Origin of the sequence: Bacteroides sp. HPS0048 (genome assembly GCF_964240755.1) — a bacterium.
GTDB classification, from domain to species: domain Bacteria; phylum Bacteroidota; class Bacteroidia; order Bacteroidales; family Bacteroidaceae; genus Bacteroides; species Bacteroides nordii.
Map to the genome: position 1 here is coordinate 92,839 of NZ_CAXSVC010000009.1, position 24,400 is coordinate 117,238.

Genomic DNA, 24,400 nt, shown 5'->3' on the forward strand with positions numbered 1-24,400 from the left:
TTTTGTAACCCAATGATAAAACTTTCTGGTATAACGCATTGCTATACCAAAACTCCTTCGTACTTTTGCAGCCGTTTTTATTATATATCTTTATATGATAACATTTGATTCCCACAAATGGGTATCACGCAGCAAAAGCGTCCTCCATTTTATTACTGATCGATGTAAAGCCTTTTGGGGCTGGTACACAAACCTTTACCACGAAGCTCGTTGGTATAAAAAAGCAATCCTCTCTTGTACAACTTTTCTTGTTCTGTTCCTGCTTTATTTGGGTATGGTAGACATCAATTTTTTATGGATGTTTGGTAAATCTCCCAGCCTGTCAAGCATACACAATCCGAGTCAGCCGATAGCTTCAGAAATCTATAGTGCGGACAGTGTGCTTATCGGTAAGTTCTTTCGTGAGAACCGTAGTCCGGTGAAGTACGAAGAGATATCTCCAAAACTTATCAAGACGCTGATATGTACAGAAGACGAACGGTTTTATAATCACTTCGGAATAGATATCCAGGGAGTTTTCTCGGCCATTAAAGATATGGCACGAGGGCAGGCACGAGGCGCAAGTACCATTACCCAACAACTGGTAAAGAATATGTTTAAGGTGCGCTCTCAATATTCTACAGGGCTATTAGGAAAAATCCCGGGAGTGAAATTGCTGATAATGAAATCTAAAGAGTGGATTACTGCTGTCAAGATAGAATGCTTTTATACAAAAGAAGAGATCCTGACCATGTATCTCAATACGGTAGACTTCGGCAGTAATGCTTATGGCATCAAAACAGCCAGCAGTACATATTTCCATACCAACCCTCAAGATATAACTTATGAACAGGCAGCTACACTTGTGGGGTTACTGAAAGCAACGACCACTTACAACCCACGTCTCAATCCCAAAAACAGTCTGAAACGTCGTAATGTAGTACTGGAAAATCTATTGACTCACCAGATTATAAGCCAACAAGAGTTTGATTCACTCAAACAGATTCCTATCAAGCTGAATTATAACGTTGAAAGTAATTATGACGGACAAGCTCTGTACTTTCGCGAAGCCATTGCCGAAGAATTGGAAGAATGGTGCAAAGAGAATAAGATAGATCTCTATGCCGACGGATTGAAAATATACACAACCGTAAATGCCCGAATGCAAAAATATGCCGAAGCAGCTGTGAACAGACAAATGCGAGTGATACAACGCAATTTTGACAACCATTGGGGTAACCAGAATCCATGGCGCGACCGCAACCATCAGGAAATTCCACATTTTATAGAGGACCTTGCCACCCACACCATTGCCTACAAACAACTGGCAGAAAAGTATCCCGATCAGCCGGACTCTATTCACTACTATCTGAACCTGCCACATCGCCTAAAGGTGTTTGATTATGAAACCGGAACACGAGATACGACTATCAGTACTATGGATTCCATACGCTATATGGAACGTTTTATGCACTGTAGCTTTGTAGCCATAGAACCACAAACCGGATATGTAAAAGCATGGGTGGGTGATATAAACTTCAACTCCTGGAAATATGATAAAGTTCTATCCAAACGCCAACCGGGATCTACCTTTAAACTTTTCGTTTATGCCGCCGGATTAAACAAAGGCCTTTCTCCTTGCGACGAGCGAATTGATGAAAATGTAGTATGGGATGTTATCGAAAAAGGTAAACCTACCCAGTGGATTCCCCACAATGCGAACGGAATGGCTACCGGAGATACCATGTCAATAAAATGTGCGTTTGCCCGTTCTGTAAACACGATTGCGGTACAGGTGGCCAAAGAAACAGGTATTCATGAAGTGGCTCGGACAGCCAGACTCATGGGCATAAACACACCGCTTGAAGAGACACCGGCACTCAGCCTGGGAGCCTCTGACGTATCATTGCTTGAGCTTGTTAATGCCTATACAACAGCTATTAATGAAGGAAGAGCACATGACCCGATACTCATCACCCGTATTGAAAATGCAGATGGCAAGGAACTTTTCAAGTACCAGTCTCAGCAGGAAATACAGGCTATTCCCTACGAAACCGCTTTCTTGCTTACAGACATGCTCAAAGGAGGACTGACTGAGCCGGGTGGTACATCCAAAGCATTATGGGCGTATGATCTTTTCCGCTATGACACAGAATTCGGAGGTAAAACAGGAACCTCCTCCAATCATTCTGATGCCTGGTTTGTTGGTGTTACTCCCAACCTGGTGGGAGGCTCGTGGGTAGGAAGCGAACATCGTAGTATCCACTTTCGTACCGGAGAGTTGGGACAAGGAAGTCGTACTGCGCTACCCGTTTTTGCTTACTTCATGGAGGGTGTATTAAAAGATAAACATCTCACAAAGTATAGAGGAAAATTCCCTAAACCTAAAGAGGTAATCCATAAATCATACGGTTGTCAAGGGATTTATCATCCCAAAGATACAGATTCGATAACGGTATACCTGCCCGATAGTCTGGCAGGAAGTGAAGAGGATATGCTTACAAGTTTTTAAGAAAACACAGATTAACGCTAATTATCGCAGATTTAATCTTTGCGTAAGTTAGCGTTAATCTGTGTTTCTAAAACTGCCTTTTAACAGCTTTATCAGGCTTTTGATACATTCCTGTAAGTAATTCGTGCTCGTTTACTTCATTATCTTACAAGAACCAACTTTACCATCTTTTGTCTGAATACGGGCTACATAATATCCTGAGGGTAACACAGAGAGTCCCATAGAAGTAACATTTTCCTGCTTCTGTACCATCATGCCATTAACAGAATAGATTTCTACAAAATCAGCCTCTCCATTGATTACCAATTCGTCCAGACTATTATTATAATAACCTAGAATCTGATCCGAATTGGCTACATTCTCCTCAATACCGGTAAGTATCGGTTTGAAACTGGTATAAAGACGGAATTCATGAGCCGGAACTGAAATGCTCTGTGCTACAGTTGACGACGCGATATTCAGTGTAGAATTCTCATCCATAAAGTCGTACCATACACCTGTTTTAGGAAATACAACCGAATAGTCACCAGCAACAGCCGTAAAGTTACCAGCAATAACAATGGCTTTATCCTCTGTAGTAATTGTTATGAAACGTCCCTTATTCCAATTCGTATTACCACTTACTTTCCAGCTGAAAGTAACATCAGGAGTAAAGAGTTCCGGATACGAAGTTCGCAGATCCATTAACTTGCTATACGTATCATACAATCCTTTACGCATTGTATTCTCAAAATAGTCCCAGCGAATCGGTTTAGGATCAGTACGATATGCACCACCATCATCAACCACTGTTCCATCCGAATTACTGTTTATAGAATAGTCATATCCTAATTCTCCAAATTGCCATATCATCTTAGGTCCTGGTACTGTAAAGAAGAAGGCAGCATTGGTAGCAAGTTGTTTCACACGATTTTCCAGATTATTATCATTCACCGGATTGGCACTGGTACCTCCTCCCTTGATACTTTCAGTACCCCATTTCCAGGCTTTAAAAGAAGTACGTTCCTCATCGTGACTTTCCATATAGCCCATCAGGCTATTCACAGGCATATTGGATGTTCCTCCATACAACCCGGAAAAATTAGATTTATCGGGCCATCCCATAGCCGACTCACAATAAGCGTAGTTCATATTTCTCCAAAGCATAATGCCAGCCTCTCCCAACTCTTTTTCTTCTGTAGTTCCATCCGTCAGATGCTCTATAATGACATAAGCATCCGAATTGCGTTTCCAGATTTCTGAAGAAATCCGTTTCAGGTTCGCAATACGTTCCGTATCGTACTTATTGGCCCACGTATCCTGAGGAGTATTGGAAAATCCTTTGGTAAAGTCATAGCGAAAACCATCTACCTTATATTCTTTCATCCAGAAACCGGCCACACTATCCACCAACGCACGGGTATAGGTGCTTTGATGATTAAAATCATACCCCCACTGCAAATCCTTATTGGGAATATTGGATTCCTTATTATACCAGGGATTATCCGCCGAAGGAGTTCCATCAGCATCACGATAGAGTAAATAAAATGGAGATTGTCCGAAACTATGGTTCAAAACAAGGTCTATAATCACTGCCATCCCCTGTTGGTGACATTCGTCAACAAAAGCACGCAACTCGTTCTTTGCTCCATAATACTTATCTACCGCAAAATAGAATGAAGGATTGTATCCCCAACTACTATTACCTTCAAACTCATTCACAGGCATTAATTCAATGGCATTAATCCCCAACTGTTTTAAATAGGACAATTTATCTTTTGCTGCACTGAAAGAGTGCTCTGTAGTAAAATCACGGATATGCATCTCGTATACCATCAACTGGTTTCTATCAGGTTTCCTAAATTCAGTCACCTGCCATTGATAAGGGGTCTGCCCGGTCTGAAGCACAGAAACGATACCTTCTGCTTTGCCTGTGGGATACGGTTTCAAGTCGGGATACACAGCCGGAGAGATATATGGATCATTCCAGGGATCAAGTACTTTATCTGCGTACGGATCGGCTATATAAATCGTACCATCCACTACATACTGAAAAGCATATTCCTTTCCTTTTTCCAGATCGCTCAATGTAATCCAGAAAAACTCTCCATCCTGTTTCAGTTGATATTCCGGCAACAGTTTCCAATCATTAAAATCACCTACCACATATACGGTTCTCTTTCCTGGTGCCTGCAATACCAAAGTGGCCTGCGTATCATTTAGATAATTTATACCTGGACGTGCTCCCTGGGGGAGAATCCCCTGCTCTGTTTCTCCCAAAACAGTTACCATTTGAGTGGCAATAGCTGTTTTACCTCCCGTCGTAGCTTCCACACGTAGTTCAAAAGTTCCGGTCTGCGAAAAAGTGTGTAATGATATTATTTCCTGAACATTGGTTCTGGAAACAATCTGCTCATTTGCTACAAACAATTTCATATCTGCCAATACAGAAGCTTTTGCTCTTATAGGAAGCAGATCACCCAAATTCAAAGTGGTAGCAACATCCGGTTGTTCAAAACGAACAGTAACTCCTTCTCTGTGCACATCAATAAAAATATCCCCTCCATCAGCAGTTTTTCCTGTTTTAGAGCCATCTTCACTTCGAAAAACAAACGCCATCTTAAAAATTGTCTCTCCAGCATGTACTCCATAATATTCGCGAATACTGGGAGTTAGCTTGAATTCCCATTTATTATTTCCCAATGAACGCATTTTATACTTTTCAGAATTATCTCCCCATTTGGAAGGAGCATATTTCCAATCGGATTCATTCTTACTATTGTTCGTAATAACACCTGTATGCGCATATACATTTCCAGTATATCCTATCAATCCACCCGATCCCAACGAAGCGTCAAAAACAACAGTTACTTCTTTTCCTTCCAGTGGAAAATCCGGAGTAGTTGTCACAAGTTGGGCGCTGGCAGTAAAAATTCCCCCGAAAACGATCAATAACAAAAAGTAAATCTTCTGCATAAACATAAATGTTTTAACTATAAAGGTCATCCGGTGTGGATGACCTTTATAGTTATTTTAATATTCCATTAATTAACGCTACCTGTACCAGTCTTAAAATCAAGTCTTACAGTCTGACCAGCAGCAACTTCTGTCAATTTCATTGCATCTTCCCCACCCCTTCCACGGTAAAATATCTCACCATCTTTCAAGGTAAATTCAGACTGCCACCACTGACAATCAAGAAGTTTTACGCACATACGCAACACGCCATTATTAGGACAAGCCGGAGAAGTAAAAATATTTTCTTGAAGAGTAAACGCATTAGTTTCCTTTATATCCCATGCACCTACACAATCACCAATCAGAAAAGGTTTCACTTTTTCCAGAACAATCTTCTTCAAAACCGATTGTTTATCTTCAGAAAGGGTACAAACAATAGCGACCTGATAGAAACCTGCTTCTGCAATATTCATATTAGATCCACCAGTAGCATGTTCACCATAGTCACAAGGTTCATCGTTTGTTGCACCAAATTCTCCGCCATCCCAGTCTCTGTTTGAGTTAAATTTCAAGCCTGCACCTGCTTCAAAATAGAAGATTCCGAAAAATACTCCATCAAGATCCTGAAGCGAAGTCAGTTCGGGAGCAACGCTCCAATTCCAATCCGCAGAGAACGGACTACCGTTAATATACATATGTTCCGGTAAAGTAGCTGTTGAAGTATCTTCTTTGGTCAACTTAGCGGTTCCTGTTACATCCTGTGTATTCAAATTAATAACCAATGTTACATCATATTCGCCATTCTTGGCTATTTTAAAGTTTTTACCGCCGCCAACACATTGAACCGCTTCTGTTCCCAATTCAATATCGCCATCATTTTCTCCTACACTACCAAAATTGGTATGAACCCTGGCTTTTACATCGCCATAAGGAAGAGAAGCTCCCCAATCGCCCGAGAAGCGATATTTCAACTGCTTATTACTAAGCGTACCGGACCATTTTGAAGTAACAACCAATCCGGCAGGATCAAAAGACATTTCCATTACTGTTTCACCATTCCATGCATTAGGAGTAGCATCGCCAATAATACCTATTTTTGCAGGAATAACAGTCAACTGGCGCTCTGTATTATTCATAACAACATAATACAAACCATCTTCGGCAACAGTAAATCCTGCACCACCTTCTTTCAAGTTAACCGTCTCAAACGGATCGGTAGAAGTAACATCTCCTTTTCCATACGCAATCCCCGAATCGGTAATAGTAAATTCACCACTTGCTTTTAGCCAGGTAAGGATACCTATCATATCAGCTTTTTCATCGAATCCGTCTCCTTTATCCAAAGGAATCTCTTTTAAAAGAGAAGCTTCTCCAACTTGCGGATAAACAGTAGCAGTACCTGTAATATTGATGGTTTGAGGTGGTTCCGGTTCATAAGGAATAATTCTCCAGTTCTCATTATCCTTGCAACTGGTATTAACCATCATAAGCAACAGTCCGGCTACCATATATTGAATTATCTTTTTCATAACATTTTTTATTATAATAGTTAGTTATTCTTATACTTATTTGCCGTATCCTGGATTCTGACTTAGATTCTTATTAACAGAAAGAGTTTTCTCATGAATCGGGAATACCGTTTTATATGCCTGTGACTTCGGCCTGTCAGTAATCGCTTTTGTAAACTCGCCAAATCGAATCAAATCCTGACGTCGAACACCTTCCCAAGCTAATTCGAGTAAACGTTCTTTCAGAATATTTTCCAGACTAATAACAACCTGAGGAGCACCCACACGATCACGTACCTGATTTAATTCGGACTGTCCGCCTTTTCCATCCCGGAATAGAGCTTCAGCTTTCATTAACAATACATCCGAATAGCGGAACAACACATAGTCATTATGCTGTAATTTGCCATCATTCGTAGCAGCCGGATCAGCTTCATATTTAAACATACGCGCACCCGCAACTTTCATATCCGCATCACTCTTATCAAATTTCAATTTCACCGACAATGGCTTATATTCAAGCACTTTACCATCCGCTTCCACATATTGTCCGTTTACCATCACCTTGCCGGTATAGTAAGTACGATCCAAACGTGGATCCGGAGTATCTGTTCCATAGCCAAAGGCTTTCATTGCTTCCAAAGTTGCTGATGAACCGTTCCATCCGCCATTACCGAAACCCAAAGCAGCTCCTACAGCATAATGACGAGAACGAGTAAGGTACATCATATTTGCTTTATATAGAGTCGGATCCATCGGAATTACAAAAATATTCTCTATAGAACCTTCGTTTTTTGCTGCAAAATTTGCAGAAAAACCATTCAGACCTTGAGTCAGAGCATATCCCGATGCAGTAATTCTATTACAATACTTCACAGTAGCTTCCCAGCAATTGACTTCTTCACCATCTACGGTAAATTTTATATTCTTTCCATCCGGCTTCACAGCATCCGTCCAGTCATCATCGGTGTATATCTCTGCATTTAAAGCCAGTTTAGCTAAAATATAATTCGCTACAGACTGAGTCATTCGTCCATAATATTCGCCTTCTGCTGCACTTTTTGCATCAGAGAGATCAGGAAGTGACTCTTCCAATTCCTTTCTGACAAAAGCAAATACTTCAGAACGTTTGGATTGTCTTACATCTTTGATTTCAATAGTAGAAGATTCTACGATAGGCACACGTGCAAACATATCCAGCAAATAATAGTAGTACATAGCGCGTAACGCACGAACTTCCGATTTATAAGTTCCAAACAACTCATTGTCCGGATATTCTTTCTGCAACATAACTAACTTATCGATTGACTGATTACAAGATACGATCACTTTATACAAATAATCCCATGTCCCAATCACCAAATCATTACTGGTACCCCAGTTATGCTGAAACAAATCACGCCATAACCCACCATCATCCCAGTCACCATCACGAGTAGGCAGAACAGCCTCATCGGCTGTAAATGTATTCAGGTCATACAACCCACGGTCAGTACCGGCGAGACCACCGCCACCATAGTCGGCACCAATCATGGTATACAAATTCGCTACAGTATTCAGATAAATCAAATCGGGATTTTTGTACACTTCCGATTCCGGCATCTGGTCTTTTGGATCCTCCTCCAAGAATGAAGAGCAACCGACAAGGCTCAAAGAAGCCGCTAAAATAAAACTATATAATATTCTTTTTTTCATGATATATTTCTTTTTAGAAGTTAACACTAAGTCCTAATGAATAAGTACGGGTTAAAGGATAGAAGCGTTTATCATCCAATCCAAGATCGCTACCTACCGTAGAGCTGTTAATCATAGGAGAAAGTCCTGAATAATTCGTAATAGTAGCCAAATTATTTACAGAGAAAGTAAGACGTAAAGCGTTGACGTTCTTTAAATTCTTTGTATTCAGATTCCATCCAAGTGTAACATAGTCAAAATGAACATAATCACCTCTTTCCAACCAATAATCAGTAACCGTCTGATCATGAATATTCTTTTCGGGAGCACCGGTCATTACATTATAAGTAGGGAATTGGCTCATATTCATGTAAGTCAAAGAAGTACCATTATAAATCTTATGTCCAAAAGCACCAGTGAACTGAGTCTGGATATCAAACTGTTTGTAGCGGAAGCTAATGTTACCACCTAAATAAAACTTAGGCATTGCCTGACCAGCGATATAACGGTCTTTTCCGTCTTCAAGTTCAATTTTCTTATTTCCATCTAAGTTTACAACGTGATATGTATATACGCCATTGCCTTCTTTATCAACCAAACCATCACTCTTAGGCAAATAGAAAACACCAACAGGTTGACCTACCATCTGATAAACAACTTTGTTATTACCACCAATAAAGCCTGCACCATTCATACTTGCGAGCGACATATATTTTTCAGCACTCAAAGGCTGCCCATTATAAGTTCCATCCAAAGAAAGTAATTCATTCCTCTGCCATGAGAAGTTTGCAGAAACAGTTAATTCCATATCTTTCTTTTTCAAAGGTATTGCCGTAACCGAAAATTCAACACCTTCATTCATCATAGAACCCAAGTTGGCAAGCATAGAACCGTATGCAAACGGAGGTACAGGAACAGAATAATTATAAAGCAAATCTGTAGTTTTTGAGTAATAATAATCAAATGTAGCAGACAATCTGTTATCAAAGAAAGAAGCGTCAATACCTGCATCAAACATCTTCTTCACCTCCCAACGTAAATCAGGATTGTCATTACGATTAATACCATAAGTAACCACCGGTTTCCCATTAACGGTAGTAGTACCCGTAGGACTCATGAGCATTAAAGAATTGTAGGCAGAAATAGCATCCTGATTACCGGTCAATCCGTAACCAACTCTCACCTTCAAATTAGATACAGCACTTACATCTTTCAGGAAATCTTCTTCTTTCAGTACCCAAGCCAAAGAAGCAGAAGGGAAGAAGCCCCATTTATTATTTGCTCCAAGTTTTGAAGAACCGTCACCACGCATATTAATTGTAGCAATATACTTGTCAGCATAAGAGTAGTTGAAACGTCCCATGAACGACACCAGTTTATTACCGTTGGCATAAGATGTTGCATCTCCGTGTTTGATATCAGCTCCTGCCATCAGATTATTGAAACCAAAGAAATTAGTAGCAAAATAACGTGCATTCGAACCAAATCCGCTATATTGATAATCCTGTATTTCAGCCAAGCCCAATACATCCATATAGTGCTTTCCAAAAGATTTTTTATAATTAGCAGTGAAGTTACCTAAAAGAATATTGGATTTATTGTCATTTTTAGAAGCCAATCCTTTTGTACCAATTCCTTCTTTAATATTATTGGGAACATACTTGGAATTCTCTTTTACATTATAAGTATACGAACCAAATACACTCAATTTCAAACCGTCAACAACAGTCCACGTCAAACGTGCATTTGCATTAACATACGAATTAGATTCCTGATCGTCAATTGTCAAACGTCCCAGTGGGTTCTGGGTTTCATTTGCATTCGGATCTTCCGGCCATGTACCATCGGCATTCGCCACACTGGGAAGTGTAGGATTAAAAGAAGCGGCAGAATAGAATGTCTTTTGATAATCATTAAGATAGCGCATATCCTTTCTTGCCGCAAACATTCCAAAATCAATCTTCAGTTTATTATTGAACATCATTTGAGAAGCATCCAACTTCGCAGTATAATTACGCATATAATTGTTTTTGATGATACCTTTCTGGTCGATAACACCAATAGAGGCTCTGTAGTTTGAGCTTTCGGTACCTCCACCAAATGAAACGCGATGATTCTGAGTATAACCCATACGCTGCATTTCTTCAATGAAGTTAGTATTAGCTCCCCCATCTAAAGCATTCGCATAACCTCTGTCTGTAACCACTTTACGAAATTCATTTCCGTCAAGCATTTTCAGATTCTTGTAAACAGTCTCAACACCGAAACTACCATCATAGCTTAATGTTTTTGTACCATTTTTACCTTTAATTGTTGTAACTACAATAACACCGCTTGCACCACGGGATCCATACTGAGCAGTTTCCGAAGCATCTTTCAAAACAGTAAAACTTTCAATATCAGCGGGAGAAATAGCATTTAGCATGTTTAAATCACCAAACACACCATCAATAATTACTAACGGATCATTACCGCCGGAAAGAGAAGTTGTACCTCTGACACGAATAGAGGCTCCCGCTGTAGGGTCGCCACCGGTCTTCTGGATATTTACACCAGCAATCTTTCCTTTAATGGCTTGTAGTGGACTTACCACCACACCCGCATTCATTTCATCACGCCCCACCTTCTGTACTGCCCCTGAAATAGTTCTCTGACTACCGGTTGCATAACCGATAACTACAACATCGTCAAGTAACTGAGAATCTTCACGCAACACTACATTTACGCTAGAAGCTGCTTTTACCTCGGCTGGAAGATATCCCACAAAAGAAACGACGAGTGTTGCACCTTGAGGTGACTGTAGTTGAAAATTACCATCCAAATCAGTAATTGAACCATTAGTAGTACCTTTGACTACGACATTTGCACCAATGACAGGTTCACCTGTAACATCTTTCACATTTCCTTTTACAGAAATTTGTTGTGCATAAGCGCCTAATGACAAGAATAGCCCCAACAATAAGGGCAGAATCATTTGATAGATTCTAAGATTAACTTGCTTCATGCATTTAATAAGTTAAAGTTAACAATATAAATTAATATGATTTCTCTCTATCGAAACAGGAACGTAACTCAAATTCCTATCTTACGACGAAACAAAAATAGACTTATTGTCAATCAAACGAATGAAAAAAGATGAAAAACACTGTGTGCAACTACGCAATCGTTTGCATTACAAAAACAGAAAGAGATATATAGTTAAGGTATACGCACAAAGGTACTTTTTTAATAAGATATCTTTGTACTTTGTTTATTTATAAGTATTCAATTTAAGGTAAACAAAGATATACTATTATGATACACAGGTGCTCTTTACCCACATAAGGCACAAGGAGTATTTATCCCTTCATCATAGTCAGCAACATTTTAAACTTTTCTACAGCAGTTAAAGCATGTGGAGCATTAGCCGGAAACACAATGCTTTCTCCTGTTTTTAAGGTAAATGTTTTTCCATCTAACACAATATCTACCACACCTTCCAGCACCTGGACAATAGCATCGAACGGGGCACGGTGTTCACTGAGTCCTTCTCCTTTATCAAAAGAAAACAATGTTACATTTCCAGCCGGACTTTTTATTAGCTGCTTACTAATAACTCCTCCTTCAGAATATTCTACCAATGAAGCCAGATTGAGCACAACTCCTTTTTTAAATGACTGTTCCATATTCAATTTTATTTTTATTAATGTCAAATATAAAACGATTATGAAAACAGGATTGTTCTTAAAAAACATTAGTAAATCTACATTATTAAAACACGTATTTTATAAGGTCAAACTATGCATTTTAACACACTGTTAATATGCATTTTAAGTAACAGTTAAATACGTATTTATACAATTAAGAAAGTCGGGGGCACCTAAAACAACAAAAGCACATACCCTATTTCAGATAAAGTTTATATCTTCAATCCGGCAGAGTATGCAAACGTTTGCACTTAATTCTGATACAGAAACGGAAGATTCTTTAAAATTCTTCCTTCCAATTCTCTTATTTTTGCATATAAAGACAAAGATAAGTACCTTTGGCTGAAACTAATAGAAATCTATGAGCAAACCGCAAATTACCATCAAAGACATAGCCCGTGAATTGGGGGTATCCCCTTCCACTGTCTCAAGGGCACTGAAGGATAATCCGGACATCAGCCAGGAAACCCGAAACGCTGTACATACATACGCACGCGAACATAATTATAAACCAAATGCACTGGCCCTAAACCTCCGAACGAGCCGTTCCAATACTATTGGTGTGATTATCCCGCAACTGGTACATCATTTCTTTTCATGTGTATTGAGTGGCATTGAGGAAACGGCATCTCAGGCCGGATACAACATTCTTGTAGCACAAAGCAACGAGAAATATGAGCAAGAGGTTAAGATTGTTCACTCTTTTCAGGCAGCCCGGGTTTGTGGTGTTATTGCGTCACTCGCCAAAGATACTTCTCAATATGATCATTATCAGGAATTACTCGACAATAATATTCCAATCGTCTTTTATGACCGTATCTGTACGGGTATTAATACCGAACGGGTGGTAGTGGATGATTACGCAGGTTCATTTTCTGCTGTGGAGTATATGATACAAACAGGCTGCAAACGCATCTTTTTTTATAGTGCTGCACCCCACCTCGAAATTTCAAAAAACCGGAGAAACGGTTATCTGGATGCCATGAAAAAGTATAAAATACCTGTGGACGAGAGCATGATAAAACTTTGTGATACCCGCGAACAAGCCATTGCCATTACCCCCGATATACTGGAAAGAGAAGACCGCCCGGATGGATTTTTCGCCATTAATGACGAAACTGCTTCGGGCATTCTATACTCCTGCAAACTGGTGGGACTGAAAGTACCGGATGAAGTATCCATCTGTGGATTTACCGACGGAGCAATTGCGCAAAGTACCGATCCTAAACTAACAACGGTAGAACAGCACGGTGAGGAAGTAGGAAAAAGTGCCATACATATCCTGATCGATAAAATAGAAGAGAACCCCAATACCAAAAGTGCAAACAAAATTGTAAGAACCAACCTGGTAGTAAGAGGAACAACGAAATAAGGTGCTTCCCGCACGGGGAGGTACGCCAGGCGATGATTACAGTGAGAAATCTGTGAAAACCTGTGGCGAGCTGTATTTAAAACTGAATGGAAAAAGAATGAAACTAAATAATTAACCAATTAAAAAAACGAGTGCCACCCAATTGGTATATTACTACATTGGCATATTGGCACATTATTAATTACCATGAAAGTAAAACCTGATCTGAGTTTTTGGAAGCTGTGGAATATCAGCTTTGGCTTTTTCGGCGTACAAATAGCCTATGCACTGCAAAGTGCTAACATCAGCCGTATCTTTGCCACATTGGGTGCCGATCCGCATAGTTTGAGTTATTTCTGGATATTACCGCCATTGGCAGGAATTATTGTACAGCCCATCATTGGTTCGGCCAGTGACAAAACATGGACACGATTCGGACGACGTATTCCCTATCTGTTTGTTGGTTCACTGGTTGCTGTATTGGTTATGTGCCTATTGCCCAATGCCGGAAGTTTCGGCATGGTAGTCAGTACAGCTATGATATTCGGACTTGTGTCACTCATGTTTCTCGACACATCTATCAACATGGCTATGCAGCCTTTCAAGATGCTTGTGGGTGACATGGTGAACGAAAAACAAAAAGGGCTTGCCTACTCCATCCAGAGTTTCCTCTGCAATGCCGGAAGTCTGGTAGGTTACCTGTTCCCGTTTATTTTCACTTGGATAGGTATCAGTAACATTGCCGATAAAGGAACCGTCCCCGATTCTGTAATCTATTCTTTCTATATTGGAGCAGCCATTCTCATTCTTTGTGTGATTTACACTACTTTGAAGGTAAAAGAAATGCCGCCCAAAGAGTTTGAAGAGTTCCATGGCATCACCGCTGCCGAAAAGAAAGAAAAGACAAATTTCTTCTATCTGCTGAAACATGCACCTAAAGTATTCTGGACAGTCGGCCTGGTACAGTTTTTCTGCTGGGCAGCATTTATGTATATGTGGACTTATACCAACGGAGCCATCGCAGAAACCGTATGGAATACAACAGACGTACAGGCTTCAGGATATCAGGAAGCAGGCAACTGGGTAGGTGTACTCTTTGCCGTACAAGCCATTGGTTCTGTTATATGGGCAATTATCCTTCCTATGTTCAAAGCGCGGAAACTGGCTTACTCAATGAGCCTTGTGTTAGGTGGGATCGGCTTTATCTCTATTTTGTTCTTCGATAACCAGTATCTGTTATTCATCTCCTATCTATTGATAGGTTGCGCATGGGCAGCTATGCTGGCAATGCCTTTTACCATCCTGACCAACTCAATATCGGGCAAGAACATGGGTGCATACTTAGGATTATTCAACGGGACAATCTGTATCCCCCAGATTGTTGCTGCCATCATTGGCGGCGGATTACTTCATCTGGTAGGTGGTCAACAGGTCAACATGCTTATATTGGCAGGTGTTCTATTAATTATAGGAGCTGTTTGTGTACATTTCATAACAGAGACATTTTCAACGAAAAGCTGAAAACATCTCTGTTGTAGTTGAGAGTTGAAAGTTAAAAGTTGCTATACAGCGTGGCAGTGCAGCTAACTTTCAACTCCCAACTTTCAACTTTCAACTTTTTTCACTATCTTTCTGCGCAATTAAACACATGATAAAGAAGATAGCTATGAAAAAATTCCTCAAGACAGACGAGTGGAACATTATAGAAGAAGGTTTTCATGCAGATAACCTTCGGGCATCAGAAAGTATATTCAGCTTGGGCAACGGACGGTTAGGGCAACGAGGCAATTTTGAAGAAACTTATAGCAGCGACAGTCTGCAAGGCTCCTATGTGGCAGGTATCAGTTTTCTGGACCGTACACGCGTTGGTTGGTGGAAAAACGGATATCCCCACTTCTTTTCACGTATACCGAATGCTCCCAACTGGAGTGGTATCCATCTGCGCCTCATTGATGAAGAAGTAGATCTGGCCCAATGGGATGTGGATAGCTTTGAACGACGGCTGGACATGAAAAAGGGCATATCTTATCGCGACTTTGAAGTCACTTCCCCCAAAGGGAATACACTGAAAATACATGTGGAACATATCAACAGCATGGCCCATCAGAACTTGTGTCTCATTAAATACAGCGTAACCTCTGTCAATTACGAAGGTAAAATCTCCGTTGTCCCTTACATTAACGGAGATGTGAAACACGAAAACTCCAACTTCAACGAAAAGATGTGGAATATACTGCGTGCCGAAACCACCAATGAATATGCTTATCTATGGACACAAACCAAACGAGAGGACTCACAAGTGTGTTGCGCTATGACTTATCAGGTTTTCAAAAACAGTAAAGAGCTAAGCATCAGTCCTATCAAAATAGAGAAAGAGAAACTCACCGGATTCAGTGCCGGTGCCGACGTCAAACCGGGTGAACGAATTACACTTATCAAATATACCACTATCCTCTCTTCACTCTACTATGACCGGCAGGAACTCGTAGAACATGCTGTGGCAGAGAGTAAAGAAGCCAAGGCACAGGGATGGGAAAAACTCCTGCAAGACCACCAAAATGTATGGCAGCATATCTGGGATGAGACAGATGTCACCATTGAAGGCGATCCGGAAGCACAGCAAGGCATCCGTTTCAATATTTTCCAGCTCAGTCAAAGCTACCGTGGAGACGATCCGCGTCTCAACATCGGTCCGAAAGGATTTACAGGCGAGAAATACGGAGGTAACACCCAATGGAACACAGAACTTTGCTGCGTACCGTTCTTCTTACTGTCCAGCCCCAAAGAGACTGCCAAGAATCTGCTGCTCTATCGCTATAATCAACTGTCGAAAGCTATTGACAATGCCCGGAAATTAGGTTTTAAAGACGGAGCAGCCCTCTACCCTATGGTGACATTCAATGGAGATGAGTGCCATAACGAATGGGAGATCACCTTTGAAGAGATACACCGCAATAATATCATCGTGCACGAAATAGTGCAATATGTAACGATGACAGGACATACTGATTTCATAGCCCGATATGGGTTAGAGATAATGATAGCCATCTCGCGCTTCTGGGCCCAGCGTGTCTCTTTCTCACAACCTAAACAGAAATATGTGATACTGGGAGTAACAGGGCCCAACGAATATGAAAATAATGTAGACAATAACTGGTATACCAATTACTCTTGTGTACAGACACTAAAAGCCACTATTAAAACCATAGAATTAGTAGCGCATCAATATCCTGACGAATATGCACGCATCCGTAGAGTTACCGGTTTCCAATATCCGGAAACGACTCTCTGGCAAAAAATTATAGATAACATGTACCTCCCCGAAGACCGGGAACTGGGAATATTTGTACAAAACGACGGGTATCTGGACAAGGAACTGAAAACAATAGACGATATTCCTGCGGAAGAAATGCCTATTAATCAACATTGGTCGTGGGACCGTATTCTGCGTTCGTGCTACATCAAACAAAGTGACGTACTATTGGGACTTTACCTTTATTATTCCAACTTCGATGATGAAACCGTACGACGTAATTTTCGGTTCTATGAACCACGAACGGTGCACGAGTCTTCACTCTCTCCTTATGTACATTCCATCCTCGCCTCCCGGATAGGCGATATAACGAAAGCATATAACCTTTTTCTCCACGCCACCCGGTTAGATCTGGACGATTATAACAATGAACTGGACCAGGGGTTACATATCACAAGTATGGCAGGTAGCTGGCTTGCCATCGTCCACGGATTCGCAGGAATGCAAATAAAAGACGATATGCTCTGCTTCAATCCTGTCATCCCTGAAAAATGGAACAGATACACCTTCAAAATCCACTTCCGCCAATGTACCTTACAGATAGGAATTGGAAAAAGCGAAATAAAAATCTCGATGATAGAAGGGGATGAACTGAACATCCTTATCCATAAAGTTGTTTATCATGTCACCAGAGGAGATGTGAAAGTGATTAGTGAGTAGTGGTTAACGATTAGTGATCAGTGATTAATAGCTGCGTTACATACCGCATGGTACTAATCACTCATCACTTACTCACTAATCACTACTCACGCTCCCCTGTTTAAACGACTTTAACCAACCAAGGGAGTATGAAAAAAAACTATGTAATCGCTTTGACTGCGGCCCTTCTTCTGGCTGCATGCGGACAGAAACAAGAAGGCAACGGCACTACAATCCGACCTGTAAAGACAGCAATAGTAGAATCACGATCGGAAATCAACAAGGATTTTTCGGGAATTGTAGAAGCAGTAGACTATGTAAAGCTTGCTTTCCGCGTGAGCGGACAGATTATCAACCTTCCGGTCATCGAAGGAGAGAAAGTAAAAAAAGGACAGCTGATAGCTGCCATTGATCCCAGAGACATCGCCCTGCAGTATGCTGCAGACAAATCTTCTTATGAAACAGCTGCTGCCCAGGTAGAACGCAACAAACGTTTGCTGGCACGGCAGGCTATCTCTGTACAAGAGTACGAAATCAGCCTGTCAAACTACCAACGAGCCAAATCGGCTTTCGAATTATCCTCCAACAATATGCGCGATACCAAGTTGACCGCTCCTTTCGATGGATCTATCGAAACACGACTGGTAGAAAACTACCAGCGCGTCAATGCCGGTGAGGGTATCGTACAATTGGTAAATACCAAAAAGCTACGTATCAAATTCACCATTCCGGATGCTTACCTCTATCTGTTGCGTTCCAGCGATCAGAAATTCCGCGTAGAATTCGATACATATAAAGGTCAGAAATTCAATGCTAAATTAGAGGAATATCTGGATATATCAACTGACGGAACAGGTATTCCGGTAACAATCACAATTGACGATCCGGCATTTGACCGTGCACTGTACGACGTAAAACCAGGATTCACATGTAGCATCCGCTTCTCTGCCAATGTAGGTCCGTTCCTGGAAGAAAGTATGACTGTAATCCCCTTGAGTGCCCTGTTTAGTGAAGGCAATGGAAAACAGATGTATGTATGGGTAGTAAACGACAACAAAGTAAACCGTCGCGAAGTAAGCGTCATGTCCCCTACCGGAGATGCACAGGCATTCATCACCAAAGGATTGAAAGCCGGAGAAAAGATAATCACCGCAGGAGTCAACCAACTCGTAGAAGGAGAGAAGATTAGAGTAGTGATTAACGAGTAGTGGTTAGTGATTAGTGCCATGCGGCATTATAGTGTTACTAACCATCCATCACTAAAACCACTAATCGTTAATCACTGTTCATTAATCGTTAATCACTACTCACTAATCACTAATTTACTAAACACTACTTTCATGAATTTAGCAAAATATTCATTAGACAACACCAAAGTCATCTATTTTTTCCTTGCTGTATTACTACTTGGAGGTATTTTCTCCTTTAGCAATTTGGGAAAGAAAGAAGATGCACCGTTTGTCATCAAATCGGCCGTCATCATGACGCGCTATCCGGGAGCTGAACCTGTAGAAGTGGAACGGCTCATCACAGAACCTATCTCACGCGAAATACAAAGTATGAGCGGAGTATATAAGATAAAGTCCGAATCTATGTATGGTCTTTCAAAGATCACCTTTGAACTACAACCCTCCCTGTCCGCCTCTTCCATCCCACAAAAATGGGACGAGTTGCGACGCAAAGTACTCAACATACAGCCTCAACTCCCCAGCGGATCATCCGTACCTACCGTATCGGATGACTTTGGAGACGTATTCGGCATTTACTACGGGCTGACCGCCGATGACGGGTTCAGCTATGAAGAGATGCGCGACTGGGCCGAACGGATCAAAACGCAGGTAGTCACTGCCGACGGAGTAATGAAAGTTGCTCTGTTCGGTGTACAAACGGAAGTTATCAATATCTTTATTTCCGTAAACAAACTGGTGGGAATGGGCATCGATCCCAAGCAACTTGCATCCTTACTACAATCACAGAACCAGATTATCAATACCGGCGAAATCAGTGCCGGTGAACAGCAACTACGGGTCGTGGCAAACGGGATGTATACCACCGTCGACGATATACGCAATCAGGTGATCACCACTAAAGCCGGACAAGTAAAACTGGGTGATATTGCCGTCATCGAAAGTGGATATATGGATCCGGCCTCTACCATTATGCGTGTCAATGGAAAACGTGCCATCGGTATCGGTGTATCTACCGACCCGCAACGTGATGTGGTACAAACAGGCGAAATGGTAGATGCCAAGCTTGCCGAACTCCTGCCACTCATACCTGTAGGAATGCAACTGGAGCCACTCTATCTGGAAAATGTGATCGCCAAAGAGGCCAACAACGGATTTATTATCAACCTGGTAGAATCTATCCTTATCGTTATCGTCATCATCATGCTGGTAATGGGACTTCGTGCCGGACTGCTTATCGGTTCATCACTGATCTTTTCTATCGGCGGCACAATGCTTATCATGTCTTTCCTGGGAGTAGGACTAAACCGTACTTCATTAGCAGGATTTATCATAGCCATGGGTATGCTGGTAGACAATGCCATTGTGGTAACCGACAATGCCCAGATAGCTATTGCGCGAGGCGTGGACCGGCGCAAAGCACTGATTAACGGAGCTACCGGACCACAATGGGGACTATTGGGCGCTACATTCATCGCCATCTGCTCTTTCTTACCTTTGTATCTGGCACCTTCCGCCGTTGCAGAGATCGTGAAACCGTTGTTTGTGGTTCTTGCCATATCACTCGGACTCAGTTGGGTATTGGCACTGACACAAACCACTACATTCGGTAATTTCATTCTGAAAGCAAAGCCTGCCAACGGAGCAAAAGATCCGTACGATAAGCCGTTCTATCACAAATTTGCTTCTATCCTGCATGTGCTGATACGAAAAAAAGCATTGACACTAAGTGCCGTTATTGCTCTTTTTGTAGCCTCCTTAGTGATAATGGGAATGATGCCTCAAAACTTCTTTCCTTCTCTCGATAAACCTTATTATCGGGCAGACGTCTTCTACCCCGACGGTTACAGTATCAATGAAGTAGCCAAAGAGATGGAAGCGGTTGAAGCACATCTGTTGGCACAACCGGAAGTGGATAAAGTATCCATCACTTTCGGAAGTACCCCGCTGCGTTACTACTTAGCATCTACTTCCGTAGGACCCAAACCTAACTTCTGCAATATACTGGTAGAACTTAAAGACAGCAAATACACCAAAGAGCAGGAAGAGAATTTCGATGCATACATGAAGGCAAACTATCCGAATGCCATCACCCGCACCAGCCTCTTCAAACTATCACCGGCTGTGGATGCCGCCATTGAAATTGGTTTTATCGGCAATAACGTCGATACGTTGGTGATGCTCACCAATAAAGCACTAGAAATAATGCACCGTAATCCCGATCTGATCAATATACGTAACTCCTGGGGAAATAAGATCCCGGTATGGAAACCGATATATAGCCAGGAACGTGCCCAACCACTCGGTGTATCCCGCCAGGGAATGGCACAAAGTATCCAGATCGGTACAAACGGCATGCCCTTAGGCGAATATCGCAAAGGCGATCAGGTACTTCCCATATTACTGAAAGGAAATACGGTGGATTCATTCAAAATCAATGATCTACGCACGTTGCCCGTGTTTGGTACAGGTACAGAAACCACCAGCCTCGAACAGGTAGTATCGGAGTTTGATTTCCAATATCGCTTCTCGAATGTAAAAGATTACAATCGCCAGATGGTGATGATGGCACAGTGCGATCCACGTCGCGGAATGAACGCCATTGCCGCTTTCAACCAAGTATGGTCTCAGGTGCAAAAGGAAATACAAGTGCCGGAGGGGTATACGATGAAGTATTTCGGCGAACAAGAGAGTCAGGTAGAATCCAACGAAGCACTGGCAGCAAACATGCCGTTGACATTCTTCCTGATGTTTACCGTATTACTGCTGCTGTTCAAAACCTATCGTAAACCAATTGTTATTCTGCTGATGTTGCCGCTCATCTTTATCGGTATCGTATTAGGCTTACTCGTATTGGGCAAATCGTTCGACTTCTTTGCTGTTCTCGGTCTGTTAGGGTTGATTGGTATGAATATCAAAAATGCAATTGTGTTAGTAGATCAGATAGACATTGAAGCAAAATCGGGTAAAACCCCTCTTGACGCTGTAGTCAGTGCTACAGTAAGCCGTATTGTTCCGGTGGCAATGGCTTCGGGAACCACAATATTAGGTATGCTCCCGCTGTTGTTTGACGCTATGTTTGGCGGTATGGCAGCAACCATTATGGGGGGATTACTGGTAGCATCGGCACTGACACTGTTTGTACTACCGGTAGCTTATTGCACGATACTGAAAATAAAAGGATAAGATTGGTGAAATAGGATTAACTTTGTATCCGCAAAGTTGCCGGACGCACATAGTGCATCATCATCATTAAAACGATTAAAATAATGACAATGAAAACTCAGATAATACTATTCGCATGGTTGTGTTCCGGATTAAACCTCCTGGCACAACCGGCACAACTCACCCGTGAAGCCTATCGTGACCGGGTGGAGAACTACAGTCAGGTACTAAAACAACAGAAGCTGAAAAGTATGGCAAGTACCGAAGGACGCAAAATCGCCTTCACCGGATTTCTGCCACAGATAGATATCACCGGAGAAGGTACATTGAATCTCAAAGAAATGGATGCCTGGAACGGCCCTGCCGGACAATATCGTAACCATACCTATCAGGGGGCGTTTGTTGTGGCTCAGCCTCTCTATACCGGTGGTTCCCTGCAAGCCCGGAACAAGGTAGCCCAGGCAGATGAGAAGTTAGACCGGCTCAGTACGGAGCTCACCCTCGATCAGATTCATTATCAAAGTGATGCAGTATACTGGAATGCTTCTGCCGCCCATGCCATGCTCCTGTCCGCCAAACAATATGAGGACATTGTGCAGCAACAATTCAACATTATTCAAGACCGTTTCGACGACGGAATGATAAGCCGTACAGATCTGCTGATGATTTCTACCCGCAAAAAAGAAGCGGAACTGCAATACATCAAAGCACGCCAAAACTATACGTTGGCTTTACAAAAACTAAATATACTGATGGGAGAAAGTCCCAATACTCCTGTAGACAGTCTGTATGAAATTGGAATACCTTGCGAAGCGGTTACACTCCTTAGCCTGGACGATGTACTGCAACGCCGTTCCGATTACGCCAGTACGGAAATCAACATAGAAAAAAGCGAAGCACAACGAAAGGCCGCCCTTAGCCAGTACAACCCGCAAGTGAACATGTTCCTATCCGGAGGATGGGCTACTGCATCTCCCAACATGGGCTATGACGTTGCTTTCACTCCGATCTTGGGATTAAACGTGAACATTCCTGTTTTCCGCTGGGGCGCACGCTTCAAAACCAACCGCCAGCAGAAAGCATACATTGGAATTCAGAAATTACAGCAAAGTTATGTGACAGATAATATCAGCGAAGAACTCTCAGCCGCTCTTACCAAACTAACGGAAACGGAACATCAAGTGACTACTGCACAAGAAACAATGGATTTGGCAGAAGAAAATCTCAGTCTGGCCACCTTCTCTTATAATGAAGGGAAAGCGAGTATGGTAGATGTTCTTTCGGCCCAGCTTTCATGGACGCAGGCACACTCAAATCTTATTAATGCACACCTTGCCGCTAAAATGGCAGTAGCCGAATACCAGAAGGTGATAAGCTATTAAGGTGCTTCCCGCACGGGAAGTACGCCGGGTGATGGCTAATTGTAACGCAGATAAAAAAATTCTGTGCAAGTTCGATTCATTTCTGTACGGTATTTCACCACAGAGGTCGCAGAGGGCACAGAGTTTAAATCTTTATTGAAACGCAGATGAACGCAAATTCTCGCAAAGGGAAATAACGATAAAATAAAGAACTACAGTTTTTTAATCTGCGTTCATCCGCGTTTCATCAGAGAAAATAATATCTCTGCGCCCTCCGTGTCCTCTGTGGTGAACTGATTCATTTCCGATCTGTTTTGAACTTAATGGTGTTTGTCATTGTCATCAGTCTCTTTCTCCGGTATTGACAAAGCCCTCTCTCGTAGAGTAACGTATAAAGCCTCGGTGTGTAACGTTGTTTTAGATGTACATGTAAAGCGGTACGACATGTGCATGTGGGACAGCACGACATGTGCATCTCATGCTGCTTTACATGTACATGTAAAACAATACTGCTCACCGGAGAAAGGAACGTTCCTTTCCAAGAAAGACAAAGTACAATACCGGGCAAGGATAACAATGCCGTCTATGGGCACTTCCGCCATCGAAAAGACAGGGCCATCATCTTCGTTACTGTACGAATATGAATCTATTTACGATTAGACGATTGACGATGTACGATTGAAGTTGCTTTTTTAAAAGCCTGTTTCAGCCCTATTAGAGACAGAGTAAGCCCAATCGTACATCGTCAATCGTCTAATCGTAAATAGATTCATTCCTGTACGGTTTTAAATATATCTCAAGTCCTGCCCTCAGAACAAACAAATATTTCCTCTTTTCTCTTTCATTATTACCCAATTAATTTCTAACTTTGCCCCCGCATCGGTTCATCTTCTCCATGCATTCGGAGAAGATGATTAAAAGGGAATCAGGTGAGAATCCTGAACAGTCCCGTTGCTGTATGTTTCATTCAAACGTAGTAAACACATACTTCATGCCACTGAAAGACTTCAAGTCGATTGGGAAGGCGTTTACTTACGGAAACGAGTCAGAAGACCTGCCATGCATATTTACTCAATAGCTTTCGAGGA

At 41.7% G+C, this 24,400-nt stretch carries 12 protein-coding genes and 1 riboswitch; of the genes, 7 read left to right on the top strand and 5 right to left on the bottom strand.

Annotated features, from left to right (window positions below; translation table 11 throughout):
• The first annotated feature begins 94 nt into the window (after positions 1 to 94).
• Entirely contained in the window at positions 95 to 2,491 is a 2,397-nt protein-coding gene (locus ACESQI_RS09565) for a transglycosylase domain-containing protein (RefSeq protein ID WP_195660613.1), read from the top strand.
• A gap of 132 nt (positions 2,492 to 2,623) precedes the next feature.
• On the opposite strand, the gene ACESQI_RS09570 is transcribed toward ACESQI_RS09565, so the two are convergent.
• The 5 genes from ACESQI_RS09570 to ACESQI_RS09590 all read right to left on the bottom strand — a co-directional run bounded on the left by ACESQI_RS09570 (position 2,624) and on the right by ACESQI_RS09590 (position 12,275).
• Entirely contained in the window at positions 2,624 to 5,446 is a 2,823-nt protein-coding gene (locus ACESQI_RS09570; RefSeq protein WP_320908254.1) for an alpha-amylase family glycosyl hydrolase, read from the bottom strand.
• Between the two features lie 68 nt (positions 5,447 to 5,514).
• The gene (locus ACESQI_RS09575) at positions 5,515 to 6,957 is read right to left on the bottom strand and encodes a SusF/SusE family outer membrane protein (RefSeq protein WP_195660611.1); all 1,443 of its coding nucleotides are present in this window, start codon (positions 6,955 to 6,957) and stop codon (positions 5,515 to 5,517) included.
• A 36-nt stretch (positions 6,958 to 6,993) separates the two neighbouring features.
• Positions 6,994 to 8,631: a RagB/SusD family nutrient uptake outer membrane protein gene (locus tag ACESQI_RS09580; RefSeq protein ID WP_195660610.1), complete on the bottom strand. Its 1,638-nt coding sequence runs from the start codon at positions 8,629 to 8,631 to the stop codon at positions 6,994 to 6,996.
• Positions 8,632 to 8,644: 13 nt separating this feature from the next.
• Positions 8,645 to 11,614: a TonB-dependent receptor gene (locus ACESQI_RS09585; protein WP_007486245.1), complete on the bottom strand. Its 2,970-nt coding sequence runs from the start codon at positions 11,612 to 11,614 to the stop codon at positions 8,645 to 8,647.
• Between the two features lie 334 nt (positions 11,615 to 11,948).
• Complete coding sequence (locus ACESQI_RS09590) at positions 11,949 to 12,275, bottom strand: cupin domain-containing protein (protein ID WP_007486244.1); 327 nt, start codon at positions 12,273 to 12,275, stop codon at positions 11,949 to 11,951.
• A 382-nt stretch (positions 12,276 to 12,657) separates the two neighbouring features.
• On the opposite strand from ACESQI_RS09590, the gene ACESQI_RS09595 reads away from it, so the two are divergent.
• From ACESQI_RS09595 to ACESQI_RS09620, 6 genes are all read left to right on the top strand, one after another.
• Entirely contained in the window at positions 12,658 to 13,668 is a 1,011-nt protein-coding gene (locus tag ACESQI_RS09595; RefSeq protein WP_007486243.1) for a LacI family DNA-binding transcriptional regulator, read from the top strand.
• A gap of 186 nt (positions 13,669 to 13,854) precedes the next feature.
• Positions 13,855 to 15,168 carry an SLC45 family MFS transporter gene (locus tag ACESQI_RS09600; RefSeq protein ID WP_373125927.1) on the top strand — a complete coding sequence of 438 codons (1,314 nt, stop codon included), beginning with the start codon at positions 13,855 to 13,857 and terminating at the stop codon, positions 15,166 to 15,168.
• Between the two features lie 145 nt (positions 15,169 to 15,313).
• Positions 15,314 to 17,620 (top strand): family 65 glycosyl hydrolase domain-containing protein, encoded by a 2,307-nt coding sequence (locus ACESQI_RS09605; RefSeq protein WP_278508585.1) that lies wholly within the window; start codon positions 15,314 to 15,316, stop codon positions 17,618 to 17,620.
• 128 nt (positions 17,621 to 17,748) lie between these two features.
• Entirely contained in the window at positions 17,749 to 18,807 is a 1,059-nt protein-coding gene (locus ACESQI_RS09610) for an efflux RND transporter periplasmic adaptor subunit (protein WP_195660608.1), read from the top strand.
• A 132-nt stretch (positions 18,808 to 18,939) separates the two neighbouring features.
• On the top strand, positions 18,940 to 21,972 hold the full coding sequence (locus ACESQI_RS09615) for an efflux RND transporter permease subunit (protein ID WP_373125930.1): 3,033 nt from the start codon (positions 18,940 to 18,942) through the stop codon (positions 21,970 to 21,972).
• Between the two features lie 89 nt (positions 21,973 to 22,061).
• A complete protein-coding gene (locus ACESQI_RS09620; RefSeq protein WP_025867024.1) occupies positions 22,062 to 23,333 on the top strand; it encodes a TolC family protein in 1,272 nt (423 codons plus the stop codon).
• Positions 23,334 to 24,175: 842 nt separating this feature from the next.
• Positions 24,176 to 24,389: riboswitch (cobalamin riboswitch) on the top strand.
• The last annotated feature ends 11 nt before the right edge of the window (positions 24,390 to 24,400 follow it).